This is a genomic window from Rhodobacter sp. P2_H5 (assembly GCF_056403335.1).
Genome location: NZ_JBFUFS010000007.1, coordinates 172157 through 187022, shown reverse-complemented (window position 1 = coordinate 187022; position 14866 = coordinate 172157). Strand labels below are relative to the sequence as shown.

The following is a 14866-nucleotide window of genomic DNA, read 5'->3' as shown; positions in this document are numbered from 1 at the left end:
ATCTGGATAGTGTTGCCAAGGGTCCGGGTGCGGGCCCTCAAAAGTCGATCCGCGCCCGGAAGGTCAGATCAATCCGGCGGTTGTCGCCAACGTTCAGCCGCTTGGCTGCGGCCCGCACGAAGGTCAGGTCCACCAAACTGCCAGTGGCCAGCGTCAAGGTCGCCCCCACCAGAGCCTCGGACACCCGCGCCGCCGCCGTCTTGGCCGGCATGAACCCCTGGGCGTCACTGATGACCGAGATCTGGAACAGATGCTCTGCCCCCGAAGCCGATTTGTCGCTCTGGTCATTCACCGTTTCCGGGCCCAAAAGCACGAAGGTGCCCTTGCCCGTCTGCGCCGGCAAAGCATCCACGACCGAGACGCCGGACAAGGCCGACCACCCGGCCAGGCGCTGATAGACCGCCGCCTGCAAGGCTGCGGCTGCGGCATAGCTCATTGCGGCATCTCCTCTTGGGCAAAGCAGGTCAGGTAAAGACCCGAGGCATCGCGCTCGGTCACCGCCTTGATCAGAAACACCCGCGTGCCATCGGTCAGCCGCTGATCCGGCCGCGGCCGGGCGGGCGAGCCCACCGGCGCGCCATGCACCGTGATCCGGTAGGGCACGCGCGACAGGCTGACCTCGACCCCCGCTGTGTCGCTGCCGGCGCCCGGCATCACCTCGGCCCAGAGGATGCCCTGCTGGACCCAGGCCAGCGTGAAGCCCCCCGCGCCATCCGCCACCTGGCTGGGGCTTTCCAGCGCCAGCCTGCGGTTGAGTTTCACCGTCATGCCGCCCCCCCGCCCAGGACGCGCACCGTGCGCCATTTCTCGATCAGGGCCTGCACCGGCGCGGGAAGCCCGGCAGGCAGGCCGCTGAAATCATTGCGCTGTTCGTAATACTGGCCCGCCAGCAGAAAGACCGCCTGTTGCAGATCCGGCGGCACCGCCGTCCAGGCAGCGCCGAAGCCGGCATCGAACAGCACTTCGACCCGGCCATCGGTCGGCACATTCGGGAAAAGATACCCCACCGCCGCCAGCTTCGGGCGCTGCAGATCCACCACCAGCCGATAGGTCGAGGCGGCCAGAACCGTTGCCACATTGGCCGCCGTGTAAAGCGTGACCGAAGCGATCGCCGCCACCGGCGCCACCGGCAGGGCCTGTTCGGACTTGTCGCGCCAATCCTCCAGCACCAGCTTGAAGCGGCGCTGCATCAGGGCCTTGCCGGTCCGCCCCTCGATCGCGGCCAGCGCCGCGCGCAGAAAGCTCTCGATCAAACTGTCCTGCATGTTGCCATCGGAAAACCCGGTGCCCAGCCGCAGGTGATCTTTCAGCGCCTGCACCGGCAGCGCGGCGCTCGAGACACTGGTTTCTTCGGTCAACATCATGGTTCTCTCCAAACTTGCGCCGTAAGGGGCGCGCGCCGGGCCGCCGTCTGCCCCGCGCGCGCCTGAGTGGCCCGGCCTTTGCCCCAAAGGCCGGGCAGGTCGTCCTTACGAAACTGCGACTTTCAGAAGCTTGATCGCCGCAAAGTCGGTCACATCGCCGCCGACGCGCTTGGAGGCGTAGAACAGCACGTTGGGCTTGGCCGAGAAGGGGTCGCGCAGGATGCGCAGGTCCGGACGCTCGGCAATGGTGTAGCCGGCGTTGAAATCGCCAAAGGCGATCGGATAGGTGTTTGCCGCGATATCCGGCATGTCCTCAAGGATAACAACGCGGTAGCCCATCAGGGTCGAGGGCTGGCCGGCCTGCAACCCATCCATCCACATGAACCGCCCGGTCGAGTCCTTGATCTTGCGGACAGCACCTGCGGTTTTGGAGTTCATGATGAACGTCGCATTGGCGCGGTAGTCGGCCGGCAGCGAATAGATCAGCGTCACGATGCAGTCGATCGGGTTGGTCGTGGCAAAGTCCGCCGCAGCGCCGGTCGGGATGTAGCCCAGATTGCCCCAGCTCCAGGAGGCATTGGCCACCTTGGTCGGCAGCATGATGCCTTTGGGCTGGTCGGTGCCGGTGCCGTTGACGAAGGCCGAGGCCTCGGCGCGGATGAAGCGGGTAGCGATCTTCTGGCTCAGCCAGGCCTCCACGTCGAAGGCCGCATCATCCAGCAGACGCTGGCTGGCCTTGGGCATGGCCGAAAGGTCGTTCAGCTTGATCGAGATGCGGTTGATGTTGGGCGTGGTGTTTTCGGCGACCGCCGAGGCCTCGGCCTGCCAGGCCGAACCGACGTCCGAGTTGTCGACGATCACGTCGTAAGAGGTGGCGTCTATCTGCACCACATTGGCCAGCGCCCGCAGCGAAGTCGTCGAAGACAGCATCGACTGGATCATCTCCGACATCTGCGGGTTCAACAGGTAACCACCGTCCGAGTTGACGGCGGTCGACATGGCCTTGCCTTCCAGCGTCAGGCCACGCAGCCCGTCATCATCGCCGGTGCGCAGATAGGCGGCCATCGCCTTCTTGTGGGGCATGTCCATCTCGGCAGCGGCCGAAAGATTGGGGCGGGCATAGGTCATGGTCTTGCGGTCCAACATGGTCAGTCGCTCTTCCTGTTTTTGAAAGGAGGTTTTCACTTCGTCCTGAAAGCCCTTGAAGGCGTTCAGGAATCCGGCCATCGCGGATTTCACTTCCGCACTGGGGTGGGCAGAGGACATATCTTCCCCGGCCCGAGCCTTGATCTCGGTCATATCGTCTTCCTCAGGTTGGTCGTGAACGGCCGCGCTAGGTGCGCCCGGCCAGGGATTGGCGGGCGTCGTCGAAAGCCGCCGCCAGTTCTGCCCAGATGTCCCCGTCAAGGACGTCGCCCTTGGAAGCCACCCGCGCTTCGGGAAGCATCGGAAAGGTCACGAGCGAGACCTCCCAAAGCTCCAGCTCGGACAAGAGGCGCTGCCCCTTGCCGTCGCGTTCCGCCTTGACGGTGCGGTAGCCGATCGACAACCCGTCGATCGCCCCCGCTGTCAGCAGGGCCGCCGCTTCCCGGCCCTTTTCAATCTCGGTCAGGATGCGGCCCTTGACGTAAAGCCCCGTGGCATCCTCGCGCACCTCGTCCCAGACCCCGATCGGCTGGGTCGGGTCATGTTGCCACAGCATCTTGATGCCGCGTCCCGCCGCAGCCATGGCGCGCAGGCTTACAGCGTAAGCTCCCTTCTGCACGGTATCGCCGCCCTGATCCTTGCGGCCAAACAGGCTCGCATAGCCCGAGATCACCGTGCCATCGGTCACCTGCAGGGCAGGTCCCTCCGGCTGGTGAAATTTGCGCTCGGGCGCGCCCGGTATCATCCACATCCGATCCCTCATTTCGTTGCCGCCGCAATGATTGCCTCGGCCATCTGGCTCAGCAGAAAGGCCGCGACACCGTAAACCCCGATCCAGATGCGCTTCTCCAGCCGCTCCAGCACGGAATCGATCTGCATCAACCGAAAGTCGAGCGCCGCCCAACGCTCCTCGGCCACGCGTTCATTGGCTTCCAGCCGGGCCGAAGTGGCATCAAAGCTTTCGTAAAGAAACCTCGACCCCTCAGGCGCGCGCCGGCTGGTCATGCGCTGCCACCAACCTCCAGCGGCGGCAGGCCGAGAAGCACGCGCTTCTCATCCGCCGTCAGGAAATCCGCAGCACCCACCCGCGCCCACAGCTGGTCGCGTTCCGAGGCCAGCGCCGGCACCTGTTCCAGATCCGGCCGCAGCTCGATCTGCTCCCCGGTAAAGCCCGAAAGCCACTGGCTCAGCGCCGCCGTCACCCTTGTGGCCAAAGGCAGGACGGTCAGCCGGAAGAAGGCGCGATTGGCCTCCTGATAATTGGCGTAAGTCGCATCGCCGGGAATGCCGATCAGCATCGGCGGCACCCCGTAAGCAATCGCAATCTCCCGCGCCGCCGCCTGCTTGGTCTCGTGAAACTCCATGTCCGAGGGCGAGAATCCCATCGGCTTCCAGTCAAGCCCGCCCTCCAAGAGCATCGGCCGCCCGGCATTGCGCGCCCCCTGATGGTGCGCCTCGATCTCGCCCACCAGCCGGTCATACTGGTCCGCCGACAGCGTCCCCGCCCCATCCGCACCCTTGTAAACCATCGCCCCCGAGGGCCGCGCCGCATTGTCCAAGAGCGCCTTCGACCAGGCCGAGGCGGAACCATGCACATCCACCGCGACCGCCGCCGCCTGCATCGGCGACAGCCCGTAATGGTCGTCCTGCGGGTTGAAGTTCTTGATGTGGCAGATCGGCGAATAGCTCTCGCTCACGCTGAAACGATGCGTCCGCCCCCCAACGACATAATCATAGGCCACCGGCCAGCCATCCGCCCCCGGCACCACGTTCATCCGGTCCGAGCGCAACACATGCAGCTCCCCAGGCAGGCTTTCCGCCCCCGGCACCGCCTCGACATAGGCATTGCCGGTGAGCAGCAGAAACCCATAGATCGCCTCGAACAACTCGGCGCGGCCCTGCGCCCCATTGGGTTGGCGGATCAGGTCCAGAAGCGGATGCAGATCATAGCGCCGCCCGGAATCCTGCAAGATCAAGGGCAAGGCCGCCGCCGCCTCGGCAATCACCTTGACCGCGCGAAACCCGATCGGATTGCCCAGAAACCCCGTCTTGATCAGGCTCACCGCATCGCGCGGGCTCCAGGCCACCCGCCCCGAGGAGCCCCAGGCCACAACCCGCCCCACCGCCGAGGCCTTTTTCTCCGCCGCCAGACCCGCCGCCACTTCAGGCACCGCCCCCGGCGTGCGCCGCAGGAAATCGAAGACCATTCTGCCTCTCCTTTGTTCCGTTCGGGCATGACCCTGCCCCCCGCAAAGGCCAAGGCCCGCGGCATCACCGTCCAGCCCGCAAAAGCGCGCCGCTTTCATTTCATTGGTCCATAAATATCCCGGGGGTGCGGGGGCTGGCCCCCGCTCCGCCCTTACAGCCCGCGCACCTGCGGCCGCTTGGCGGCACCCGCATCCAGGATCAGGTCGGTCAGGGCCCAGACCAAAGCGTCCATCCGGTCGGGCGAGCCTTTGCCCTGAAACCCCATCCTTGTCATCTGGCACATCTGCTCTTCCAGCTTGCCCAGGCCCCGCACATGGGAAACCCGGCCCTGCTCGTACAGGGCCGCCACCGGCTCGGCGCGCACCAGCTTGCCCTTGGTCGCCGTCACCCGGCGGAACGCGACCAGCGGGTCGACCGAGCGGACCACCTGCTCCACCATGTCGCCGCCCTGGTTGACCTCCACCACCATCCGGTCGGCCTTGTGCCGGTCCATCGCCGCCACCGCCGCCCGCGCCCATTGGTCAGGCGAGGCGCCCGCGACCGAGGCATCCTCCAGAACCACCGCACGCCAATCCTGCGGCGGGCCCTCGGTGAAGGCCCCCACCACCACGATGCCGCATTCGTCCGAGCCCTTGGTGCCCGTCACCGGCGGATCGACCGCCACGACGATCCGGCTCAGATGCGGGATCTTGTCGGCCTCGACCCGGTGATCATCCAGCGCCATCCGGCTCCAGAGCGCACCGTCGAGATCCTCGACCAATTGCCCATCCAGTTCCTGCAAGCCGATGCTCTGCCCGGCATAACGCGCCGTGACCTCGGCGAGGAAGGACTTCGCCAGATAGGCCTTGTTTGCCGCCGTCGGTGCATGGGTCGTGACCGTCGAAGGGTTCTTCAGGATCGCCTTCAGCACCTCGACATTCTGCGGCGTCGTCGTGACCACCTGCTGCGGGTGATCGCCCAGCCGCAAGGCGAATTGCAGCATGTCCCAGGTGTCCTGACCCTTCTTCCACTTGGCGAGTTCATCCACCCAGGCCGCATCGAACTGCGGGCCACGGAGCGAGTCCGGGTCATGCGCCGAAAACACCTGCGCCACCGCGCCATTCGGCCAGGTCAGCTGGCGGCGCGTCCCGTTCCACTCCGGCTTGCGGTCGGGGGGCGAGCAGGACAGGATGCCGCTGTCGCCAAATACCATGACCTCGCGGACCTGATCCACCGTCTCGCCGACCAGCGCCACCCGTCTGGCGCGGCCCGGATCCAAGGGCAAGGCGCCCTCGACCTGGGCGCGCACCCATTCTGCCCCGGCCCTTGTCTTGCCCGCGCCGCGGCCCCCCATGATGACCCAGGTCTTCCAGACCCCATCGGGCGGCAACTGGTGCGGCAGGGCCCAGAACTCGAACATCCAGGGCAGCGCCAATAGAGCGTTCTCGCTCAGGCCACCCAGAAATGCGTCAACCTGGTCCTGCGTCGCGGAGGCGAGCCAGCCTGCGCCCGATCTCATCCCTTGCGGCGTGAAAATCGAGTGCTCGGGTTCCGACAGTCCCGGAAACCTGTTTGCGGAGTTTATCAAAACGGCTCCTCTCTTCCTGAACCAGTTCGAAAGCGTCTTTGACAGTGCGGGTCAAAGCCGGCGTGGCTTTGGCCTCGTCCAGTTTTCCGGCCCTGATCTTCTGAACGGCACGGGCGAGTTCCTCGGCCGCCTCGCGCAGAAGACTTTCGGTGAATTCCGTCAGATCGACGGGTGCCTCATCTCCAGCGGAGAAATGTATGGTCATGCCTGCTCAACCTTGCCCCTCCGGTTGGCCGGGAAATGAAAAAGCGGCCACCGGGTTGCCCCTGTGCCGCTTGCTCACCTCTTCCAGCATGTAAAATGTATAGCTTGGACCGTTCGCAAAGTCAAACGAAAAATCCAATGGTATCAGGTACTTACCGTGCGGTTGCTTAACCTTTCGTTAAGGTTTCAGTTCCCGGCCGGCGCAGGCGTGGCGCTGCCGTCCACCGCACCCGTCTCGGGCCCCGCCCCGGTGCCCGTGGAATCCTGCACGCCCGCAGCCTCAAGGGCGCGCCATTTGGCCACGTTCTTGTTGTGCTCGGCCAGGGTGGCCGCAAAGGCGTGGCCCCCGGTGCCATCGGCCACGAAGTAAAGCAGATCCGTGCTTTCCGGCTTCAGCGCCGCCTCGATCGCGGCCCGGCCCGGGTTGCAGATCGGGGTCGAGGGCATCCCGGTGATGACATAGGTGTTCCACGGGGTTTCCTTGCGCAGCTCGCTTTGACGCAAGCCGCGCCCCAGCACGCCCTGCCCCTTGGTCACGCCGTAAATCACCGTCGGGTCGGTCTGCAGCTTCATCCCCTGCGCCAGCCGGTTCAGGAAGACCGAGGCCACCTTGGAGCGTTCCGCATCCACCCCGGTTTCCTTCTCGACGATCGAGGCCATGATCAGCGCCTCCTGCGGGGTCTTGTAGGGCAGACCCTCGGCGCGCGCGGCCCACAGCTCGGCCAGGATCGCGCTTTGCTGCTTGGTCATCTCGGCCAGCAAGGCCGCGCGATCCCCGCCCTTGTCGATCTCGTAGGACTGCGGGGCCAGCGTGCCCTCAGCCGGAACCGTCTTGATCTCGCCCGCCATGAAATCGGCGGCCTTCAGGGCCTCGACCACCTGCCACGAGGTGACCCCTTCCGACAGCGTGACGCGGTAGCGAAGATCGGCATCCGCCTCGGCATCGGTATAGACCTTGGGCGCAGGCCCGGCCGAGGGGTCGAACTTCGCCACCTCGCCATAACCGCCCGTCGCCGGATCATAGGCGCGCAGCACGACTTCCGGCCCGTTGACCCCGATCCGGAAGTTGACATCCTGCCCACAGCTCGACTGCCCCGAAGTGGTCAGCATCGCCACCACCTCCTCCATCGAGGCGGCGGGCGGCAAAAGATAGGAGCCGAACTTCAGCTTGGTGCTCTTGTCGGAATATTCCGCGCCGATGCGGAAGATCATCGCATCGCTGACCGCCCCCTGCTGTTGCAGGGCGGCGCTGACGACGCTGATCGTGGCGCCCTTGCCGACCTTGAAGCAGATGGCCTGCGCCAGCGGGCCGGGAGAGACATATTTCTGCTGCCCCCAGGTGATGATGCCGGCGATCATCACGAAGACGACGATGAACAGCGTCAGCGCATTGGAGGCAAGCGAGCGCCACATGTCAGGCCGGAACCTTTCCCAGAACGAGGCTGGCATTGGTGCCGCCAAACCCGAAAGAGTTAGACAGCGCCACGTCGATCTTGCGCTTCACCGCCGCATTGGCCGCAAGGTCCAGCGTCGGGGTGACGGCGGGATTGTCGAGGTTGATCGTCGGCGGCGCCACCTGATCGCGGATCGCCAGCGCGCAGAAGATCGCCTCCACCGCCCCCGCAGCCCCCAGAAGGTGCCCGATCGAGGATTTGGTCGAAGACATCGTGACACCCGGGGCCGAATTGCCCAACAGCCGCTCCACCGCGCCCAGTTCGATCGTGTCGGCCATGGTCGAGGTGCCATGCGCGTTGATATAGTCGATGTCGCCCGGCACCAGCCCGGCCCGCTTCAACGCCATCTGCATGGCGCGGAAGCCGCCATCGCCATCTTCCGCCGGGGCGGTGATGTGGTGCGCGTCGCCCGACAGGCCATAGCCCAGCACCTCGGCATAGATCTTGGCGCCACGCGCCACGGCATGTTCGTATTCTTCCAGCACCACGACGCCGGCGCCCTCGCCCATCACGAACCCGTCCCGGTCGGCGTCATAGGGCCGCGAGGCCTTGGCCGGGTCATCCGCCCGCTTGGTCGACAAGGCGCGGCAGGCGTTGAACCCGGCGATCCCGATCTCCGAGATCGGGCTTTCGGCACCGCCCGCCACCATCACATCGGCATCGCCCCACTGGATCAGCCGCGCCGCATCGCCGATGGCATGCGCCCCGGTCGAACAGGCGGTGACCACCGCATGGTTTGGCCCCTTGAAGCCGAAGCGGATCGAGACCTGGCCCGAGATCAGGTTGATCAGGCTGCCGGTGATGAAAAACGGCGAAACCCGCTTGGTGCCGCGCTCCTTGATCAGGACCGCCGTCTCGGCGATCGAGGTCAACCCACCAATGCCAGAGCCGATCATCACGCCGGTGCGGCAGCGCTCTTCCTCGTTGGCCGGAACCCAGCCGCTGTCCTGCACGGCCTGCACGGCGGCGGTCATGCCATAGATGATGAAGTCATCGACCTTGCGCTGGTCCTTGGGCTCCATCCAGTCATCGGGATTGAAGGTGCCGTCGCTGCCATCGCCGCGCGGAATTTCGCAGGCATATTGGGTCTGCACATTGACCGGATCAAAGCGGGTGATCGCGCCCGCCCCGGATTGCCCCGCCAGAAGGCGGCTCCACGTTGCTTCGACGCCGCAGGCCAGCGGAGTGACCATGCCCATTCCCGTGATGACAACCCGACGCACCCAAGCCTCCATGCCCGTTGAAAAAGTGCCGAACCGGGGTCTTTGCCCGGGTCAACCGGCCCCGGTGATACACGCCCCGCCCCGGGCCTGCAACCGCCGTGGACCCGATGCCCGCCGCCTCGGCCAATGCGCGTCACCGGAAAACCGCCTTCTGGCGCAGATGTGAAAAAGCGTTACATTCCGATTTGCAGGCTTGACCAAATCTCCTCTGGCGCTATTTGTGTGAATGAACGTTCATTCTCCCCGGATAAACCCATGCAGCTTGCCGTCCCGCCGACCCCTGGCAGCCTGACTACTGGCAGCCCCGCCGACATCCGCTCTGGCGAAATTCTGGCGGCGGTCCGGCAGACCTTTGTCGACAAAGGCTTCGACGGCGCCTCGATGCAGGATCTGGCGCGCGCGGCCGGGATGAGCGTCGGGAATTTCTACCGCTATTTCCCCTCCAAAGTGGCGATCATCCAGGCGATGATCCTGCGCGACGCCGCCGATATCGAGCGCAGCTTTGCCGAGGTGCTGGCCAGCCCCGATCCGATGGCGGCGCTGCGCGCCGGCATCACCGAGCGGATCACCAACAAGGGCTGCGACAAGGACACCGAACTTTGGGCCGAGATCGAGGCCGCCTCGCGCCGCTCGCCCGAGATCGCCGGCGCCGGGCACCAGCTGGAAATGCAGGTCATCTCCAATCTGGTCACGGTCTTTGCCGCCGCGACCGGCCTTGCCGCGGCAGAGGCGGAGCGCCGCTTTTCTGCGGCGGCGGCCTTCCTCTTCGTGCTGATCAAGGCGGGGTCCTGCCTGTCCTGCGCCGCCCCGATGGAACAGGTTGCCGTGCGCGCCATGTTGTTGCGCACCATCGACCAGACCCTGGACGACATTTCGGCCGGTACACCGGCCACGTCCCAGACCCTGCCCGCCCAACCAGAGGCATCCGCGCCTCTGGCCGCCGAATGACCCTGCCAGACTTGCCGAACCGATAAATCTGCGCCCACCAAGATCTCGACCAGACCCCGTTAAGTCCTCGACGCATTATTCCGAAAGTCAGCCCATGCGCCCAACCGATTTCCGCTCCGCCGCTCCTCGGCCCGCCGGCCCGACCTCCCGCCGGGGCGCCCTGATCCTGACCGCCGCGCTGGCGGTGCTGGCACCCTGCGCCCTGCAATCGGAAACCGCGGCACCCGCAGCCACGGCGGCAGAGGCGGCACCGGCGGGCACAGACAGCGCAAAGATCGTCCTCCCGGCGATCAGCGTGACTCCGGTGGTGGCGCGCCGGATCGAGGATCACGTCCTGGGCTCGGGCCTCATCACGGCGGTGCAGATGGTCATGGTCCCCCCCCTGATCGAGGGCCAGCCGATCGAGACCCTTTCCGCCGAAGTGGGCGATACCGTCAAGGCCGGACAAGTTCTGGCCACCCTGTCCACCGCCACGCTGACCCTGCAGCAAAGCCAGCTGCAGGCCTCGCTCGCCTCGGCCAAGGCGACCCTGGCCGAGGCGCAGCGCACCGCGGACCGCACTGCGGCGCTATTGGCCCAGGGCACGGCGTCCAATGCCAGCAATGACACCGCACAGGCCACCCTGACCTCGGCCAAGGCGCAGGTCGCCTCGGTTCAGGCGCAGCTCGACACCGTGGCCCTGCAGATCAGCCGCGCGGCGGTGGTGGCCCCGGTGTCCGGCCTGATCACGGCGCGCAATGCCCAGATCGGGGCCATGGCCACTGCCGCAGGCCAGCCCCTGTTCGAGATCATGCGCGACGGCGCGTTGGAGCTGCGCATCGACCTTTCCGAGGCCGACCTGCCCCGGGTGCAACCCGGCCAGACCGCCACCGTCACCCTCGCCAGTGGCGAGGCGCCCCTGACCGGCAAGATCTCACTGGTCGAGCCCACCGTTGACGTCACCTCGCGCCTCGGCCGCGCCCGCCTGACGCTGGACGCGCCCGAACGGGTCCGCGCCGGCATGTATGCCGAGGCCGATATCCTGATCACCGGCCATGACGCGCTGGTGGTGCCGGTGACCGCGGTCAACGCCGACGGCGCGACCTCCAGTGTGATGCTGGTCCGCGACGGCGTGGTGCACAGCGAGGTTGTCACCACCGGCATCCGCCAGGCCGGCTGGGTCGAGATCCTGAGCGGCCTTGCCGCCGGCGACCAGATCGTCGCCAAGGCCGGCGCCTTCGTGACCGAGGGTGACAGGATCAACCCGATCGCCGTACCTGCCGTTCCCCCGACCTCCTCTGGCATGAATTGAGGGCGCGCCGATGAACTTCTCCGCCTGGTCGATCCGAAACCCCGTGGCGCCGATCCTCGCCTTTGTCATGCTCATGTTCCTAGGCTATCAAAGCTTCAACGCCCTGCCGATCACCCGCTTCCCCAATATCGACGTGCCGCTGATCTCCATCTCGGCCAGCCAGCCGGGGGCCGCGCCGGCCGAGCTGGAGACCCAGGTTACCAAGGTGATCGAGGATGCCGTGGCCGGCATCACCGGGGTCAAGAACGTGACCTCGACCATCCTCGACGGCAGTTCCGTCACCGGGGTCGAGTTCCGCATGGAAGTTCCGACCGACAAGGCCTTGCAGGACGTCAAGGACGCGGTGGACCGGATCAAGGCCGACCTGCCGCCGGATATCGAGACGCCCACCGTCACCAAGATCGACGTCGAGGGTCAGGCGATCATGACCTTCGCGGTCTCTTCGCCGAACATGACCTTTGAAGAGCTGTCCTTCTTCGTCGATGACGTGGTCAAGCGCAACCTGCAAGGCCAGCCCGGTGTCGGCAAGGTCGACCGCTTCGGCGGGGCCGACCGCGAAATCCGGATCACGCTGGACCCGGTAAAGCTCGGCAGTTTCGGCGTGACCGCGCAATCGGTCAGCCAGCAGCTGAAGATCACCAACACCAACCAGGGCGGCGGCCGCGCCGATCTGGGCGCCGGCGAACAGGCGATCCGCACCATGGGCGACGCCGCCAGCGTGGCCAAGCTGGCCGCCACGCCCATCGCCCTGCCCTCGGGCCGCCATGTCGTGCTCTCCGACCTCGGCACCGTGACCGACACCAGCGAGGAGTTGCGCAGCTTCTCGCGGCTGGGCGATGATCAGGTCGTGGCTTTCGCCGTGTTCCGCGCCAAGGGCGCTTCCGAGGTCTCGGTCGCCAACACCGTCAATGCCAAACTCGACGAGGTCCGCAAAGCCCATCCCGAGGCCACGATCAAGATGATCGACGACTCGGTCTTCTACACCGAAGGCAACTACGAGGCCGCGCTGCACACCCTGCTGGAAGGCGCGCTTCTGGCCGTCATCGTGGTCATGGTCTTCCTGCGCAACTGGCGCGCCACGCTGATCTCGGCCATCGCCCTGCCCCTCTCGGCGATCCCGACCTTCTGGGTCATGGACCTTCTGGGCTTCTCGCTCAACCTCGTGTCCTTCCTGTCGCTGACGCTGGCCACCGGCATCCTGGTGGACGACGCGATTGTGGAGATCGAGAACATCGCCCGCCACATCCGCATGGGCAAAACCCCGTTCCGTGCCGCCATCGAGGCGGCGGACGAGATCGGCCTTGCCGTCATCGCCACCACATCGACCATCATCGCGGTCTTCGTGCCGGTCTCCTTCATGCCCGGCATCCCGGGCCAGTATTTCCGCCAGTTCGGCATCACGGTCGCCGTCGCCGTGGCGTTTTCTCTGCTTGTGGCACGATTGATCACGCCCATGATGGCGGCCTATCTGATGACCTCTGCCGATGCGGGCACCGAACACGACAACCGCGACGGTTGGATCATGAAGGGCTACATCCGCTTCGTCACCGCAACCACCGGTACATGGCATCTGGGCCGCCTGCCCATCGGGCGCTACTATCTGACCCTGGTGGTGGCGATCATCGCGGTGATCTTCTCTGTCTTTCTGATGTCGAAGGTCCCCGGCTCCTTCATCCCGCCCGAGGATGCCAGCCGCGTCACCATCTCGGTCGAACTGCCACCGGGGTCCACCCTGGCCGAGACCGACCGCTCGACCCATGCGATCTACGAGGCGATCAAGGACATTCCCTATATCGACAAGGTGGTGATCCTGGGCGGCTCCTCGCCCAAAGGCGATCTGGACGTGCGCCGCGCCACGGTGACGGTGACCCTGCAAAAGCTCGACCAGAGCCTGCTTCTGAAGCTCAGCCAGCTTGGCCGCCGCATCCCGGTGATCGGCGGGCTGGTGCCCGAGATCAAGGACACCGGCCGCCCGGTGCCGCAGGAACAGATCGAGGTCGAGATTTTCAAGCGTCTCGCCACGATCCCCGATATCCGCGCCCTGAAGCTGGACGACCGGGGCGCGCGGGCCGTGACCTTCTCGGTCCTCGCCGATAACGAGGCCGATCTGGACGGCGCGGTCAAGATGCTGCTGGCGGCGACGCAGGGCAATCCCAACCTCGCCAATGTCTCGGTCGAAGGCGCCCTGCCGCGCCCCGAGTTGCAGATCACCCCGCGCGCGGATGAGGCGGCGCGGCTGGGGGTGACCTCGCAGCAGATCGCCGCCGCCGTGCGGGTCGCGACCATCGGCGATTATGACGCGTCCCTTGCCAAGATCTCGCTCGACAACCGGCTGATCCGGATGCGGGTGCGGCTGAACGACAGCAGCCGCGAGAACCTGCTCAGGATCGCCAATCTGAAGGTGGTCACGAATACCGGCACCATGGTGCCGCTGTCCTCTGTTGCCGACATCCGTCTGGGCGAGGGTCCGGCCACCATCAAGCGCCTGAACCGCGCCAAGCTGGCCGAGATCGGTGCCGACCTCCCGATCGGCGTGGTGCTGGATACCGCCACCAAAGCTTTCAACGACGCGGCGGCGACGGTCACCCTGCCCGGCACCGCCCGCCTGCAAGCCGGCGGCGACGCCGAGATCCAGGCCGAGCTTTTCGGCTCGTTCATCAAGTCGATGCTGCTGGGTCTGATGCTGATGCTCTCGGTGCTGATCCTGTTGTTCCGCTCGGCGATCCAGCCCTTCACCATCCTCTTCTCGCTGCCCCTGGCGATTGGCGGCGTGGCGACGGCGCTACTGCTCACCGGTTCGGCGCTGTCAATGCCGGTGCTGATCGGCTTCCTGATGCTGATGGGGATCGTGGCCAAGAACGCGATCCTGCTCATCGACTTCGCCATCGAGATGCGGGCGCGGGGTCTGGAACGCGCCAAGGCCGTGGTCGAGGCCGGCCACAAGCGTGCGCGGCCCATCGTGATGACCTCGATCGCGATGTCGGCGGGCATGCTGCCCTCGGCGCTTGGCGTCGGCGAAGGCGGTGCCTTCCGCGCGCCGATGGCCACGGCGGTGATCGGCGGCATCATCGTGTCGACCATCCTGAGCCTGGTGATCGTGCCTTCGTTCTACCTGATCATGGACGACCTGAGCTGGCTTCTGGGCAAGGTCTTCGGTCGTATGGTGGGCCAGAAAGAGGTCGAGGAGGCCGAGGCCTCGCCCGAGGTCCTGGCCGAACGCATCGCCCTTCTGGCCGCCGACCAGGCCGACCTGCGCGAAAAGGTCGCCGACCTGACCCCACCGCCGCAGCACAGCCGCCCCGGTCTGGCGGCCGAATAGCCTGCGGCGCCGCGAACCTCCGGCTAGATGGGCATATTGCCCATCCTACAATCGAGCCGGTCTCCGGTAGGATGGGCAATATGCCCATCTTCGGGTGCCCGTGGCTTCCTCGGCGACCGGGCGCACCCGTCTCGCCCCCTGG

The 14866-nt window shown here is 66.0% G+C and carries 14 protein-coding genes; 3 read left to right on the top strand and 11 right to left on the bottom strand.

Annotated elements, in window-relative coordinates:
• Window positions 1-37 precede the first annotated feature (37 nt).
• The 11 genes from AC1DVR_RS12180 to fabF all read right to left on the bottom strand — a co-directional run bounded on the left by AC1DVR_RS12180 (window position 38) and on the right by fabF (window position 9166).
• Complete coding sequence (locus AC1DVR_RS12180) at window positions 38-436, bottom strand: DUF3168 domain-containing protein (RefSeq protein WP_478000841.1); 399 nt, start codon at window positions 434-436, stop codon at window positions 38-40.
• Entirely contained in the window at window positions 433-768 is a 336-nt protein-coding gene (locus AC1DVR_RS12175) for a head-tail adaptor protein (protein WP_478000840.1), read from the bottom strand. The genes AC1DVR_RS12180 and AC1DVR_RS12175 overlap by 4 nt, the downstream gene beginning before the upstream one ends.
• A complete protein-coding gene (locus AC1DVR_RS12170) occupies window positions 765-1364 on the bottom strand; it encodes a head-tail connector protein (RefSeq protein WP_478000839.1) in 600 nt (199 codons plus the stop codon). Before AC1DVR_RS12170 ends, AC1DVR_RS12175 begins: the two co-directional genes overlap by 4 nt.
• A 105-nt stretch (window positions 1365-1469) precedes the next feature.
• Window positions 1470-2663, bottom strand: a complete 1194-nt coding sequence (locus AC1DVR_RS12165) for a phage major capsid protein (protein WP_478000838.1) — start codon at window positions 2661-2663, stop codon at window positions 1470-1472.
• 34 nt (window positions 2664-2697) lie between these two features.
• A complete protein-coding gene (locus AC1DVR_RS12160; protein ID WP_478000837.1) occupies window positions 2698-3261 on the bottom strand; it encodes an HK97 family phage prohead protease in 564 nt (187 codons plus the stop codon).
• 8 nt (window positions 3262-3269) lie between these two features.
• On the bottom strand, window positions 3270-3515 hold the full coding sequence (locus AC1DVR_RS12155) for a GTA head formation protein, RCAP_rcc01685 family (RefSeq protein WP_478000836.1): 246 nt from the start codon (window positions 3513-3515) through the stop codon (window positions 3270-3272).
• Window positions 3512-4717, bottom strand: coding sequence for a phage portal protein (locus tag AC1DVR_RS12150; RefSeq protein ID WP_478000835.1), 1206 nt, complete (start codon window positions 4715-4717; stop codon window positions 3512-3514). The genes AC1DVR_RS12155 and AC1DVR_RS12150 overlap by 4 nt, the downstream gene beginning before the upstream one ends.
• Before the next feature lie 152 nt (window positions 4718-4869).
• Window positions 4870-6216, bottom strand: coding sequence for a DNA-packaging protein (locus AC1DVR_RS12145; RefSeq protein WP_478000834.1), 1347 nt, complete (start codon window positions 6214-6216; stop codon window positions 4870-4872).
• Window positions 6167-6490, bottom strand: a complete 324-nt coding sequence (locus AC1DVR_RS12140; RefSeq protein ID WP_478000833.1) for a hypothetical protein — start codon at window positions 6488-6490, stop codon at window positions 6167-6169. Before AC1DVR_RS12140 ends, AC1DVR_RS12145 begins: the two co-directional genes overlap by 50 nt.
• Before the next feature lie 185 nt (window positions 6491-6675).
• Window positions 6676-7902: an endolytic transglycosylase MltG gene (gene mltG / locus AC1DVR_RS12135; RefSeq protein ID WP_478000832.1), complete on the bottom strand. Its 1227-nt coding sequence runs from the start codon at window positions 7900-7902 to the stop codon at window positions 6676-6678.
• A 1-nt stretch (window position 7903) separates the two neighbouring features.
• On the bottom strand, window positions 7904-9166 hold the full coding sequence (fabF, locus tag AC1DVR_RS12130; RefSeq protein WP_478000831.1) for a beta-ketoacyl-ACP synthase II: 1263 nt from the start codon (window positions 9164-9166) through the stop codon (window positions 7904-7906).
• Between the two features lie 255 nt (window positions 9167-9421).
• Here fabF and AC1DVR_RS12125 point away from each other — a divergent pair, with 255 nt between their 5' ends.
• The 3 genes from AC1DVR_RS12125 (at window position 9422) to AC1DVR_RS12115 (ending at window position 14724) form a co-directional block, all read left to right on the top strand.
• On the top strand, window positions 9422-10114 hold the full coding sequence (locus AC1DVR_RS12125; protein ID WP_478000830.1) for a TetR/AcrR family transcriptional regulator: 693 nt from the start codon (window positions 9422-9424) through the stop codon (window positions 10112-10114).
• Window positions 10115-10208: 94 nt separating this feature from the next.
• Entirely contained in the window at window positions 10209-11405 is a 1197-nt protein-coding gene (locus AC1DVR_RS12120; protein ID WP_478000829.1) for an efflux RND transporter periplasmic adaptor subunit, read from the top strand.
• 10 nt (window positions 11406-11415) lie between these two features.
• On the top strand, window positions 11416-14724 hold the full coding sequence (locus AC1DVR_RS12115) for an efflux RND transporter permease subunit (RefSeq protein WP_478000828.1): 3309 nt from the start codon (window positions 11416-11418) through the stop codon (window positions 14722-14724).
• Window positions 14725-14866: the final 142 nt, after the last annotated feature.

What these genes read in the sequence shown, in the direction of transcription:
- AC1DVR_RS12180 (WP_478000841.1), bottom strand. Translation starts at nt 436, where the DNA reads ATGAGCTATGCCGCAGCCGCAGCCTTGCAGGCGGCGGTCTATCAGCGC.
- AC1DVR_RS12175 (WP_478000840.1), bottom strand. Translation starts at nt 768, where the DNA reads ATGACGGTGAAACTCAACCGCAGGCTGGCGCTGGAAAGCCCCAGCCAG.
- AC1DVR_RS12170 (WP_478000839.1), bottom strand. Translation starts at nt 1,364, where the DNA reads ATGATGTTGACCGAAGAAACCAGTGTCTCGAGCGCCGCGCTGCCGGTG.
- AC1DVR_RS12165 (WP_478000838.1), bottom strand. Translation starts at nt 2,663, where the DNA reads ATGACCGAGATCAAGGCTCGGGCCGGGGAAGATATGTCCTCTGCCCAC.
- AC1DVR_RS12160 (WP_478000837.1), bottom strand. Translation starts at nt 3,261, where the DNA reads ATGTGGATGATACCGGGCGCGCCCGAGCGCAAATTTCACCAGCCGGAG.
- AC1DVR_RS12155 (WP_478000836.1), bottom strand. Translation starts at nt 3,515, where the DNA reads ATGACCAGCCGGCGCGCGCCTGAGGGGTCGAGGTTTCTTTACGAAAGC.
- AC1DVR_RS12150 (WP_478000835.1), bottom strand. Translation starts at nt 4,717, where the DNA reads ATGGTCTTCGATTTCCTGCGGCGCACGCCGGGGGCGGTGCCTGAAGTG.
- AC1DVR_RS12145 (WP_478000834.1), bottom strand. Translation starts at nt 6,216, where the DNA reads ATGAGATCGGGCGCAGGCTGGCTCGCCTCCGCGACGCAGGACCAGGTT.
- AC1DVR_RS12140 (WP_478000833.1), bottom strand. Translation starts at nt 6,490, where the DNA reads ATGACCATACATTTCTCCGCTGGAGATGAGGCACCCGTCGATCTGACG.
- mltG (WP_478000832.1), bottom strand. Translation starts at nt 7,902, where the DNA reads ATGTGGCGCTCGCTTGCCTCCAATGCGCTGACGCTGTTCATCGTCGTC.
- AC1DVR_RS12125 (WP_478000830.1), top strand. Translation starts at nt 9,422, where the DNA reads ATGCAGCTTGCCGTCCCGCCGACCCCTGGCAGCCTGACTACTGGCAGC.
- AC1DVR_RS12120 (WP_478000829.1), top strand. Translation starts at nt 10,209, where the DNA reads ATGCGCCCAACCGATTTCCGCTCCGCCGCTCCTCGGCCCGCCGGCCCG.
- AC1DVR_RS12115 (WP_478000828.1), top strand. Translation starts at nt 11,416, where the DNA reads ATGAACTTCTCCGCCTGGTCGATCCGAAACCCCGTGGCGCCGATCCTC.